The organism is Xenorhabdus doucetiae (genome assembly GCF_000968195.1).
GTDB lineage: Bacteria > Pseudomonadota > Gammaproteobacteria > Enterobacterales > Enterobacteriaceae > Xenorhabdus > Xenorhabdus doucetiae.
The window spans coordinates 3307740-3319911 of the sequence record NZ_FO704550.1 but is presented as its reverse complement, the minus strand read 5'-3'; the positions used below and the strand labels follow the sequence as shown (position 1 = coordinate 3319911).

Genomic DNA, 12172 nt, shown 5'->3' with positions numbered 1-12172 from the left:
GGACGGGAAAGCAGTATACCCTAACCTTAATTTCGCTACAAATCATCTAAGCAGGGTAAAGTGTCACACAATCCGTCACACCGCGAAATAATCATCCAATTTTATTTTTAAATTCAGTTAGTTATTGGAATTAAATTTTTTCACCCGCTGCCACATTTCTTCCATCTCATCCAATGTCGCCGTTTCCAGTGACAAGCCTTTGTCAGTGATCAATCTTTCGACGTGACGAAAACGGTTTTCGAATTTCTGACAAGCTTTTTGCAACGCTATTTCCGGTTGATGCCCCAAATGGCGGGATAGATTGACCACCGAAAACAGCAAATCGCCCAGTTCTTCTTCCAGCCGGCCTTGATCAACCACCGCCTGTTTCGCTTCGTCCATCACTTCATCAATTTCTTCATAGACTTTGTCCAGCACAGGGCCAAGGGTATCCCAGTCAAAGCCGACCGAAGCGCAGCGTTTCTGGATTTTATAGGCTTTCATCAATGCCGGCAGGCTAACCGGGATATCATCCAGCACCGAATGCTGGTTTTTCTCCGCCCTTTCTGCCGTCTTGCGTTGTTCCCAACTGCCTAGCGCCTCTTCACTGTTGATACCGGCTTGTTGATTGAAGATATGAGGATGGCGGCGTTCCAGCTTGTCACACACGGCCTCACAAATATCATCGAAATCAAACTGTTGTTGCTCTTGAGCCATCTGGGCATAAAACACGATATGAAACAGCAGATCCCCCAATTCTTCTTTCAGGGCATTCGCATCATCGCGTTCAATCGCATCGAGCACTTCATAGGTTTCTTCCAGCGTATAAGGGGCTATCGTCGCACAGGTTTGTACTTTGTCCCACGGACAGCCGTTCTGGGGATGGCGCAACTGCGCCATAATCCCCTTAAGTCGTTCAATCGAGACAGGTTTCATTTTATCCATGTTTGCTGAGTTACCGTGAATTACCGTGCAGGCGTCTGGCTTCAATGACATCAGACAACTGATTGAGCTTCGCCAATACCCGCCCAAGCACCTGCAAGTTATAAATCTCAATGTTCATATCAATGGTCGCAAGCTGTTGCTTAACATCACTGCGGCTGCTGACGCCCAACACATTGACTTTTTCATTGGCGAGGATCGTCGTGATGTCACGCAATAAGCCACTGCGATCATTGGCGAGAACCCGTACCACCAGTGAATAGCCGCTGGAATAACTCTCTCCCCAGACGGCATCGACGATCCGTTCCGGTGAGCTGGCTTCGAGTTCCGCCAACTGATCACAATCCGCACTGTGGATGGAGATCCCGCGCCCGCGGGTGATAAACCCAATAATCTCATCACCGGGGATGGGCTGGCAGCAACGGGCCAGGTGGTGCATTAAGTTACCGACCCCTTCGACGACCACCCGGCCATTATCTTTGCTGGTATTGCGCGGTGTATAGGTCTTGCTCTCCAGATTGCGAAGCGCTTCGCGATCTTCTTCTTCTGCCGTCGTTTTGTTGAACTTGGCTTGCAGGAAATTCACTAACTGGTGGATGCGGATATCACCGACGCCAATGCCGGCCAGCACTTCTTCCAACGTATGGACGTTATAACGGGCGATTAGCACTTTCTCGGCTTCTTTGACCGTGATCCCCAAATGCGTCAATTCATTGTCCAGCATCTGACGGCCGGCAATGATATTTTTGTCACGATCTTGCTTGCGGAACCAGTTGTGGATTTTCGCGCGTCCACGGCTGGTCGTCACATAGCCAAGGTTAGGATTCAACCAGTCACGGCTGGGATTCGGGTGTTTCTGGGTAATAATTTCAATTTGATCACCCATCTGGAGCTGATAACTGAACGGGACGATGCGTCCGCCGATCTTTGCCCCAATGCAGCGATGGCCGACATCACTGTGAATGTGATAGGCAAAATCCAGCGGGGTGGAGCCAATCGGCAAATCAATGACATCCCCTTTTGGCGTAAAGACATAAACGCGGTCATCAAACACCTGACTGCGCACTTCATCCAGCATTTCGCCGCTGTCTGACATCTCCTCCTGCCATGCGATCAATTTCCGCAACCAGGCAATGCGGCTTTCATAACTGCCGGATTTACCACCACCAATCGCCGTGCCTTCTTTGTATTTCCAATGCGCCGCGACACCAAGTTCGGCATCATCATGCATCTGACGGGTACGGATCTGGATTTCAAGCGTTTTTCCATTCGGCCCCAAAACGACGGTATGGATGGATTGATAGCCATTTGGTTTCGGGTTAGCCACGTAATCGTCGAATTCATCCGGCAAATGACGATAGTGAGTATGCACTATCCCCAGTGCGGCGTAACAATCCTGCAAACGCTCGACCACAATCCGCACAGCACGCACGTCAAATAATTCATCAAAAGACAGGGCTTTCTTCTGCATTTTGCGCCAGATGCTGTAGATATGTTTCGGCCGCCCGTAGATTTCAGCGCTGATCCCTTCTTTCAGCATGTACTTACGCATTGTCGTCACGAATTTCTCGATATATTGTTCACGATCAATCCGGCGCTCATGCAGCAAGTTGGCAATTTTCTTATACTCATCAGGATGCAGATAACGGAAACAGAAATCTTCCAGTTCCCATTTTAACTGCCCAATACCCAGCCGATTGGCGAGCGGCGCATAGATATTGGAACACTCTTTGGCCGCCAGCACCCGCTCATCTTCACTGGCATCTTTCACTTCCCGCAAGTGGGCAATACGTTCCGCCAGCTTGATTACCACGCAGCGAAAATCTTCCACCATCGCCAACAGCATCCGGCGAACATTATCAACCTGTGTCGAACACGTCGAGCCGGTATGCGTGGCTTTCAGTTGGCGAATGGCATCCATTTCCAACACACCATGCACTAAGTTCGTGATGGCCTTGCCAAAGGTTTCGGTCACAGTTTCGCTATCGAGTAGTTTGGCATTAAGGATGGGAAAAAGCAGCGCAGCCCGCATACTGTCATTATCCATGCTCAATGTGGACAGGATCTCCACCATTTCCACACCGCGCCACAGCAACAGTTCCGCATTGGGATGACCCTGGACTTTTTCGTGACAATATCGCCAGGTTTCAACCAATTTTTCATTGGATTGTGGGTTAGTAATGTTTAAACTCGCGATCCACTTATTGACAGCAAATTCACCTGCCGGTGTGAGATGCGCACTTCTTACCGCAACCATAATTTCTCCCTACTCGATATCCATTGGCTCGCTGCAAAACAGAGCCATAGATTCCAGATGGCCGGTGTGCGGAAACATATCCAGCATCCGCACACTGACAAGATGATAACCCGCCTCCAGCAAGACCTTGCTGTCCCGTGCGAGTGTTGTGGGGTTACAGGAAACGTAAACCACTTTTTCGGGGGCTAACTTTACAATATGAGCCATAACACCCGCCGCGCCAGCGCGGGCGGGGTCCAGCAACACTTTATTGAACCCTTGTGCGGCCCAAGGTTGCCGGTGAATCTCCGCTTCCAGATTTGCATGAAAAAAATCGACGTTATGAAGTTGATTCAGCCGGGCGTTATATTGCCCACTCGCCACCAGCTCAGCAACCCCTTCCACGCCAACGACCGCCTGAACTTTAGTCGCTATCGGCAAGGTGAAATTTCCCATGCCACAAAACAGATCCAGTACCCGGTCCGTGGGTTGCAAATCCAGCCACGCCAACGCCTGTGTGACCATTTGTTGGTTCACCCCATCATTGACCTGAATAAAATCTTGTGGACTGAACACCAGTTTCAATCCATCCACCTGATACCACGGCGCGGCTTGCTCTGCCATCAATGGCTCAAGCGATTTCTCATCACCCAATAAATAAATCGCCACCTGGTGTTGCAGCGAAAAAGTGCGCAAGGTTTGCTTATCTTCGTGCTTAAGCGGATCAAGGTGGCGTAACACGACTAATGGGCCACTCTCCGCCAAGACCAGCTCCACATGTCCCAGTCTTTTCACCGCCTGCAAACGATTCAGGCACTGGTGCAACGGTTGCAATAATTGTTCCAATTCAGGACGCATCACCGGACAGTGTTTAATATTCACCAAATCGTTGGTCTGGCTCTGGCGAAATCCCATCAATAATGTGCGTTGCTTGGCGTGATATTGCAGGCCCAATCTGGCCCTGCGCCGATAGCCATATTCTGGGCTGTGGATGATGGGATGTGCACTGATGCGAATCCCGGTTTCCCGCTGGATCAGGTGTTCCAGTACACTGGCCTTGGTATTCACTTGCAGCTCAGTGGCAACATGCTGCTGCTGGCATCCGCCACACACGTTAAAGTGCGGACAGTAAGGCGCGACGCGATGCGGGCTGTCTGATAGCCTTTTCACTATCCTGGCTTTCGCAAACTGGCGTTTTTCCTCTGTCAGTTGGATCTGTGCCTGCTCACCCGGCAATAACCCTGAAATAAAGATCGTTTTTCCCTGATGACGGGCAATACCTTGCCCTTGTGCATCAAGGTTATCTGCGGTAACGGAAATAATGCCTCGGTTTACGGAGCGACGGTTTGGGGAGTAAAATTGCACCATGATTCTGACTGACTTTGAAAAATTGAGTTCTGATTTTCCCACAATGGACGCCTATGACCAAATATAGCCTACGCACCCGTATGATGAGCCTGATATTGGTTCCTGTTTTACTGGTCGGAACGCTGGTGAGTATATCATTTATCTCATATCGCTATTATGAGTTGAAGAGCCTGATCGTCCGCAGTGGGATCAGCATTATTGAACCCTTATCCATCGCCAGCGAAGTGGGCATTAATCTGGACAATCACCCGCGGGTTGATTCATTGCTCAACAACCTGCATAACCGGAACTCTGAAATTGTCAGAGCCATTGCGATCTTTGATAAAGATAACAAATTATTCGATATTTCGAATGACAAATATGATGTGAATCGCTTGAGGCTCACCGCCAACGAATCCATGCCCACCACGTTGTCCAAGACGGAATACGGTAACAGTATCATTTTAAGGATGCCGATTACCTCAGAAATGTCTTCTTCCTATAATTGGCAGGATGCCGCTAACGGCACGTTACCCGTGACGCCATCCATTGGCTACATTGCTATTGATTTGGACTTACGTGCTGCTCAACTTCAGCAATATAAGGAAATTGCTACCTCCATCATTTTGTTGATTTTATGTCTGGGCGGCACCGCCCTGTTTGCCCACGTGCTGGTACGTAAAGTCACCCAACCCCTGAACTGCATGGTGAAAGCCGTCGATCGCATCCGTCAGGGGCAACTGAACAGCCGGGTGACAGGGGCTATGCCCGGCGAATTGTCGGCGCTCCAGAATGGTATTAACACCGTGGCAGAATCGTTGTCAAAATACAAAGATGAGATGCAGCTTCATATCGATCAAGCCACATCCGACCTGCAAATTACGATGGAACAGTTGGAAATTCAGAATGTTGAGCTGACTATCGCCAAAAAACGCGCACAGGAGGCGGTCAGGATCAAAACGGAATTTCTGGCGAATATGTCCCATGAATTACGCACACCGCTCAATGGAGTTATTGGCTTTACCCGCCAGATGTTAAAAACGCCGATTACTTCTCAACAGATGGAGTATCTGTATGTCATTGATCGCTCAGCCAATAACCTGCTGAAAATTATCAATGACATTCTGGATTTCTCCCGGCTGGAATCCAATAAACTGGTCTTGGATCAGGTGCCTTTTCTGTTAAGGGATACTGTCAATGAAGTGATTGAACTGCTCACACCGGCCGCCAGTGTGAAAAATCTTCCCCTGCATCACCATATTGATGAGAAATTACCCAATCTGATGATGGGTGATCCGACCCGCTTGCAGCAAATACTGACGAACCTGATTGGCAATGCGATTAAATTCACCGATAAAGGCCGTGTGACACTGGATGTTAAATTACGCCAGCAGCAACACCATCTTGTCCAGCTTGATTTTACCGTGACCGATACCGGTATCGGGATTAAACCGGAATACCGTCCGATCCTGTTTCAGGCCTTCAATCAGGCCGATGCCAGCATTACCCGTCATTACGGGGGAACCGGGCTGGGATTAAGCATCACTAAGCGGTTGGTCAATGAAATGAAGGGAGAGATTGATTTTACCAGTGAGGTCGCTAAAGGAACGGTATTTTATTTTGATATCTGGCTGGAAAAAGAAGAGTATCCATTCGCCTCCTTGCCGCAACCTCTGCCTATCTCTTCGGTATCAGCACGTTTACCGATGACGGTCATGGCGGTGGATGATAATCCCGCTAACCTGAAATTGATCGGGACGCTGTTGAATGAACTGGTTGAAAATACCTTGCTGTGCAGTAGTGGCATAGAAGCATTGGAAATCGCGCAGCAACATGCGCTGGATTTGATTTTGATGGATATCCAGATGGCGGATATGGACGGTATCCAAACGTCTGAACAGATCCGGCAATTCCCCCTCCATCAAGAAACCCCCATTGTGGCGGTAACGGCCTTTGCTTGCCACGAGGCAAAGAGTGCCCCGTTTATCGGCTGCCTGACCAAACCGTTGGATGAAAACGGCCTAAAAACATGGCTTAATCAATACTGTCGGCAGAAAAAGCCACAAGCCATTGATTGGGATATGGCGTTAACGCAAACCGCCGGAAAAGCGTCACTGGCGCAGGAAATGCTGGATATGCTGCTACAATCTCTGCCCGATATGAAGCGTATGATTGAGCAAGCCTTAACCGCCGACGGCGAAGCGACCCGCAAACACTTTCAGCATCATGTTCACCAATTGCACGGCAGTTGCTGCTACAACGGGGTGCCTAAACTGAAAGCCATTTGCGAATTGGTCGAAAAACAACTGCAACAAGGTGTTACCTTGGCCGATCTGGAGCCTGAATTACTGGAATTCATCGACGAAATCAATCACGTCATGGCGGCAGCGCCTGACGTGCTCAACGCAACCCGAACCGTTACTTTGTGACCATAAACTTCCGATATTCCTCGTAAGCGTAATGATCCGTCATGCCACTGATATAGTCCTGAATCAGACGTGCCCGATAATAAAATTCGAGCACATCTTTTTCAGCTTCATTCGTGGCGACGATACTCCCCACGGCTTCGCCATAAGCCAGACGATGCTTACTTGAAAGTTTGTGCAGCAGGCGAGTTTCAATAAAGTATTCTTTGTGAAAATTATTCTGGTTCAGCTCCATGAAATCCTGCCGGGACAATGCCAGCAACGGGCTGTAGACATCCAGCAATCCGGTAATAATCCGGTATCCCTGTAATTCCAGCTCTTCCACTTCGGGGTGATTGAAAACCCGTTTGCGTGTGACACTTTTCAAGGTTTTCAATAAACGGTGTTCATCGCCATCACCTTCCAGCAAGGCGTGATTAAATGTCCCCGAATAAATCTCCGCAAGGTGTTTAATAAACAATTTGGCGGTATAAGGCACCAATTTCCCGGTGATAAATACCCGTAAATACATGAAAAATTGTTCGTGGATATTACGGCGCGCCTCGTTATTGGTGGTTTTTTTATAGGCTTGTATCACCGTCGATTCGAATAAATCCCCTTTCCGGTGCCCGCCGTTTTCTTCCCACTCTTTTTTCAGGTATTCCACCAACTGCTCAACATTAAAAATGCCCTTTTCAACCGCATCATCTAAATCTGCAATGCAATAGGAGATATCATCTGCGGCTTCCATAATGTATGTCAGCGGGAAACGGCAGAAATCCCCCATTTGCAGCTCTGTTTTCAATTCACGGATAAAATTATCTTCCGACCAGTAATAGCCTTTTTTCTTCATCAGGTAACTGAATTCAGCCGGGTTCTCTTCCAGCCGATAGGCCGGGCAGGTATATTTCAATATGCAGCCAATCTGGGCATAAGTGAGATTCAGGCGTAGTAAATTATGCGCCAGACGGATCGCCTGCGCATTGCCTTCAAACTGGCATAAATCTTTACGCAATTGCCGGCAGAATAGATCTCTCTTTTCTTCCCCCGTCAAACGCAATGCCGCAACCTGACACGCATCCTGCCGATCTGCCGTTTCCGGCGAATAGTCCGGATCTAACCGACGGGAGAACCAATCTTTAATGGCGGCTTCCCCAAAATGCCCAAAGGGCGGATTGCCAATATCGTGCATCAGGCAAGCCATCTCAACCAGACTTTCAAAAGCCGTCAGGCGATCACTCAGCCCATATTTTCTCAATGCGTCTTGCTTTGCCAGCTCCGCAATAATCGTTTTTGAGATATAGCGCCCGGTTTGCTGCACTTCGAGCGAATGCGTCAACCGACTGCGTACCGCCGCATTACGTTCCAACGGAAAGACCTGTGTTTTCTGTTGCAAGCGCCGAATGGCGGCTGAGTTGATAATCCGCCCACGATCACTTTCAAATTGGCGATTCACGCTCTCTTCATCATCGGGATGAATGGAAGATTTACTGAACTTGCGTTGGTAATTCAACTTCTGCTTAAAATCAATCTTAGACATTAAACCCCCCATGCCAAATGAAACGATTATTTAGAATTGGAATTGGCTATTCAATGATACACTTTCCGCTTAAATCAGCCTGTTAATATAGGCTGCAATCCATCAATAACAAGCGAGTATGACACAATGAAAATAGGTGTAATAGGTGCAATGGAACAAGAGGTGACATTGCTGCGTGACCAGATTGAAGGTCTGCAAACATTGTCACGGGGCGGATGTGAAATCTATACCGGCAAGCTGAATGGCGTTGATATCGCCCTGCTGAAATCCGGTATTGGTAAAGTTGCCGCCGCACTTGGCACCACCTTATTGATTGAACATTGCCAGCCGGATATCGTGATTAACACGGGTTCAGCCGGTGGCCTTGATCCTAAGCTGAACGTGGGCGATATCGTGGTTTCCGAAGCAGTTCGCTACCATGATGCGGATTTAACCGCCTTTGGCTATGCACCGGGTCAGATGGCACAATGCCCTGCCGCATTTATGGCTGACGCTACCTTGATCTCGCTGGCAGAAAAATGTATCCAATCCCTCGACTTAAATGCCGTGCGGGGTCTGGTTTGCAGTGGTGATGCCTTTATCAATGGTGCAGAACCACTGGCACGCATTCGCGCCACTTTCCCCGATGTTGCCGCGGTTGAAATGGAAGCCGCAGCCATTGGTCATGTTTGCCATCAATATAACCTACCCTTTGTGGTTGTGCGGGCGATTTCTGACGTTGCCGATCAAGAATCCCATCTCAGTTTTGATGAATTTTTGGTTGTCGCGGCACGCGAATCAACCCGGATGGTCAATGCCATGCTGACTGAACTCAGCAAACAGTAAACCAGCATTCATTAAAGTGGAGCATCGCTAATGACATCATGTTTGAAAATCATTTTCCACCGATCCCGTTGGCTGGCATTTTCACTCCTTTGGTACAGCGTTTGCGGTGGTTTCAGTGCTCCGCTTTATGCAGCCGCTTCCCGCGTGATCAGCCTTGCACCCTCAACGACAGAACTGGCGTATGCGGCGGGGCTGGGTGATCAGCTTGTCGCAGTTAGCGCTTACTCCGATTATCCTGAAGCCGCCAAAAAGCTGGAGCAAGTTGCTGACTGGCAAGGCATCAATGTTGAACGGATCATTGCCCTGAAACCTGATCTGATTCTGGCATGGCGTGGCGGTAATCCTCAGCGTCCTCTGGAACAACTCTCTGCTCTGGGCATTAAGATTTTTTATTCTGATGTGAAGAAAGTGGAAGATGTTGCAACAGAGTTGGAACAACTGGCTGCTTATAGCCCACATCCCGATATGGCTAAGGCATCTGCCGCCAGTATTCGTGATAAGTTCGATCGATTAAAGCAAGATTATGCCAACCTGAACCCTAAGCCCGTGTTCTTGCAGTTTGGCATGAATCCGATTTTCACGTCCTCTAGCCATACTATCCAAAGCGAGATAGTTTCCGCCTGTGGCGGTAAAAATATTTTTGCTGACAGCCCGGTTCCGTGGCCGCAGGTTAACCGTGAGCAAGTACTCACCCGCAAACCGGAAGTGATTGTGATAGGTGGAACGCAAGAGCAAAAACAGCAGGTTGCGGATTTTTGGCGACCCCAAATGAAGGTCAGGATTATCGCGCTGAATGATGACTGGTTTAGCCGTGCGGGGCCAAGGATTATTTTGGCGGCAGAACAACTTTGCCGGCAGTTAAACTAGCCCTATCCAAAATTACTATGCAGATGGAAGGAATGCCCGTATTTCTCACAAAATAGCCTCCGCAACAGGAGGCTATTTATTGCCATCGTGAGTTTCGCAATCAGATACTAAAAGAAGAGCCACAACCACACGTGGTTTTTGCATTGGGATTGGTGACGATAAAACGGGAACCTTCCAGCCCTTCGGTATAATCCACACAGCCACCGACTAAATATTGCAGGCTCATGGGGTCAACAACCAGCTCAACCCCTTGTTTCTGAATCGTCATATCACCGTCATTAATCTGGTCATCGAAAGTGAAACCATACTGGAAACCGCTACAACCACCACCGGTAATGTAAACCCGCAAACGCAAGTTCGGGTTATCTTCATCAGCAACCAGTACTTTGACTTTATTGGCTGCGGCATCCGTAAACTGCAAAGGCAATGCAGCATCATCGCTCATATTTTTGCTCCAGTCCGGTTTTCCGGTAAAAATTCTCGGAAAGTCATCTTATGCTTTCTGAAATCAGTTAACGGCAATTATCCAATACCTGACTGATTCGTTCAAGTTTTGCCACCCAAATGCGCTAACTCAAATTTCACTTCACTTTATGATGATGATTTGGCTTCCCTTGTGGGGTGTTTTAAAATGATATCCCCATATCTGAACCGTTATCTTTCAGGAGCTTTTATTAATGAGCCAGTCCGAAACGCTTTACTCTCAGGCAAAACATGTGATCCCCGGTGGCGTCAATTCACCGGTGCGTGCTTTTAACGGGGTTGGTGGTACACCTGTCTTTATCCAACGTGCTGACGGTGCTTACCTTTATGATGTTGATGGTAATGCTTATATCGATTATGTCGGTTCATGGGGGCCAATGGTTCTCGGACATAACCATCCTGCTATCCGCAATGCCGTGATTGAAGCCGCAGGGCGTGGCCTGAGTTTTGGTGCACCCACCGCCGCCGAAGTGGAAATGGCAAAGCGAGTCACTGAACTGGTGCCTTCGATGGATATGGTTCGCATGGTGAACTCAGGGACAGAAGCCACCATGAGCGCTATTCGTCTGGCTCGCGGTTATACCCAGCGTGACAAAATCATTAAATTCGAGGGCTGCTACCACGGCCATGCCGATTGCTTGCTGGTCAAAGCCGGTTCGGGTGCCCTGACTATCGGTCAGCCAAACTCGCCGGGAGTGCCCGCTGATTTCGCTAAACACACCCTGACGTGTGTTTACAATGACCTGAATTCTGTCCGCGAAGCCTTCGAAAAATATCCGAAAGATATCGCCTGTATTATCGTCGAACCTGTCGCGGGCAATATGAACTGTATTCCACCGCTGCCGGAATTTCTGCCGGGCCTGCGTAAGCTGTGTGATGAATTTGGTGCCCTGCTGATTATTGACGAAGTGATGACGGGTTTTCGGGTTGCACTGGGTGGCGCACAAGCGTATTACGATGTTAAACCGGATTTGACTTCCCTTGGCAAAATCATCGGTGGCGGTATGCCGGTCGGTGCCTTTGGCGGCCGTCTGGAAATCATGGAAAAACTGGCACCCACTGGGCCGGTTTATCAGGCCGGCACCCTTTCCGGTAACCCTATCGCGATGGCAGCCGGCCTTGCCTGCCTGCAAGAAGTCGCCCAAGCGGGTGTTCATCAGCGCTTAAGCGAACTGACCGACAAGCTGGCCATTGGTTTAAAACAGGCAGCCGCAAAAGCCGGTATTCCTCTGGTGGTGAATCACGTTGGCGGCATGTTCGGTATTTTCTTTACCGATGCACAAAGCGTGACCAGCTATCAGGATGTGATGAAGTGCGATGTAGAACGCTTCAAGCAATTCTTCCACTTAATGCTGGATGAAGGCATCTATCTGGCACCTTCTGCATTTGAAGCCGGCTTTATGTCTGTTGCTCATTCCGATGAAGATATCCAGTGCACAGTTGATACAGCAGCACGTTGCTTTGCTAAATTGAAATAGACTATTTTCTTTCAGGCGCCACTACTTTCTGTTATCAGTGGCGTCTGGGACAGATTGATACTTGATACCA

Annotated in this window: 9 protein-coding genes; 4 read left to right on the top strand and 5 right to left on the bottom strand. The window is 48.9% G+C overall.

All coding sequences use genetic code 11. The features are described from left to right. Window positions 1-117: 117 nt before the first annotated feature. From mazG to rlmD, 3 genes are read right to left on the bottom strand one after another with little or no spacing between them, the layout of a single operon-like run. Complete coding sequence (gene mazG / locus XDD1_RS14435) at window positions 118-924, bottom strand: nucleoside triphosphate pyrophosphohydrolase (RefSeq protein WP_084721053.1); 807 nt, start codon at window positions 922-924, stop codon at window positions 118-120. A 10-nt stretch (window positions 925-934) separates the two neighbouring features. Further along, window positions 935-3178: a GTP diphosphokinase gene (gene relA / locus XDD1_RS14430; RefSeq protein WP_045972246.1), complete on the bottom strand. Its 2244-nt coding sequence runs from the start codon at window positions 3176-3178 to the stop codon at window positions 935-937. A gap of 9 nt (window positions 3179-3187) precedes the next feature. After that, complete coding sequence (gene rlmD / locus XDD1_RS14425; RefSeq protein WP_045973655.1) at window positions 3188-4525, bottom strand: 23S rRNA (uracil(1939)-C(5))-methyltransferase RlmD; 1338 nt, start codon at window positions 4523-4525, stop codon at window positions 3188-3190. 53 nt (window positions 4526-4578) lie between these two features. On the opposite strand from rlmD, the gene XDD1_RS14420 reads away from it, so the two are divergent. Then, the gene (locus tag XDD1_RS14420) at window positions 4579-6933 is read left to right on the top strand and encodes an ATP-binding protein (RefSeq protein WP_045972244.1); all 2355 of its coding nucleotides are present in this window, start codon (window positions 4579-4581) and stop codon (window positions 6931-6933) included. Here the strand turns inward: XDD1_RS14420 and dgt are convergent. Further along, window positions 6923-8449, bottom strand: coding sequence for a dGTPase (gene dgt / locus XDD1_RS14415; protein ID WP_045972241.1), 1527 nt, complete (start codon window positions 8447-8449; stop codon window positions 6923-6925). The two genes, XDD1_RS14420 and dgt, sit on opposite strands and share 11 nt — an antisense overlap. Before the next feature lie 126 nt (window positions 8450-8575). On the opposite strand from dgt, the gene mtnN reads away from it, so the two are divergent. Together mtnN and btuF are read left to right on the top strand one after the other, a co-directional pair. Beyond that, entirely contained in the window at window positions 8576-9274 is a 699-nt protein-coding gene (mtnN, locus tag XDD1_RS14410) for a 5'-methylthioadenosine/S-adenosylhomocysteine nucleosidase (RefSeq protein WP_045972239.1), read from the top strand. A gap of 30 nt (window positions 9275-9304) precedes the next feature. Next, the gene (gene btuF, locus XDD1_RS14405) at window positions 9305-10141 is read left to right on the top strand and encodes a vitamin B12 ABC transporter substrate-binding protein BtuF (RefSeq protein WP_084721051.1); all 837 of its coding nucleotides are present in this window, start codon (window positions 9305-9307) and stop codon (window positions 10139-10141) included. Window positions 10142-10241: 100 nt separating this feature from the next. Here the strand turns inward: btuF and erpA are convergent, their stop codons facing one another. Then, on the bottom strand, window positions 10242-10586 hold the full coding sequence (erpA, locus tag XDD1_RS14400; protein WP_045972237.1) for an iron-sulfur cluster insertion protein ErpA: 345 nt from the start codon (window positions 10584-10586) through the stop codon (window positions 10242-10244). A gap of 232 nt (window positions 10587-10818) precedes the next feature. Between erpA and hemL the strand changes: the two genes are divergently transcribed. Continuing rightward, the gene (hemL, locus tag XDD1_RS14395; RefSeq protein WP_045972235.1) at window positions 10819-12102 is read left to right on the top strand and encodes a glutamate-1-semialdehyde 2,1-aminomutase; all 1284 of its coding nucleotides are present in this window, start codon (window positions 10819-10821) and stop codon (window positions 12100-12102) included. Window positions 12103-12172 lie beyond the last annotated feature (70 nt).

Coding starts and splice junctions, on each gene's coding strand:
- mtnN (WP_045972239.1), top strand. CDS start 8,576: ATGAAAATAGGTGTAATAGGTGCAATGGAACAAGAGGTGACATTGCTG.
- dgt (WP_045972241.1), bottom strand. CDS start 8,449: ATGTCTAAGATTGATTTTAAGCAGAAGTTGAATTACCAACGCAAGTTC.
- XDD1_RS14420 (WP_045972244.1), top strand. CDS start 4,579: ATGACCAAATATAGCCTACGCACCCGTATGATGAGCCTGATATTGGTT.
- erpA (WP_045972237.1), bottom strand. CDS start 10,586: ATGAGCGATGATGCTGCATTGCCTTTGCAGTTTACGGATGCCGCAGCC.
- btuF (WP_084721051.1), top strand. CDS start 9,305: ATGACATCATGTTTGAAAATCATTTTCCACCGATCCCGTTGGCTGGCA.
- relA (WP_045972246.1), bottom strand. CDS start 3,178: ATGGTTGCGGTAAGAAGTGCGCATCTCACACCGGCAGGTGAATTTGCT.
- hemL (WP_045972235.1), top strand. CDS start 10,819: ATGAGCCAGTCCGAAACGCTTTACTCTCAGGCAAAACATGTGATCCCC.
- mazG (WP_084721053.1), bottom strand. CDS start 924: ATGGATAAAATGAAACCTGTCTCGATTGAACGACTTAAGGGGATTATG.
- rlmD (WP_045973655.1), bottom strand. CDS start 4,525: ATGGTGCAATTTTACTCCCCAAACCGTCGCTCCGTAAACCGAGGCATT.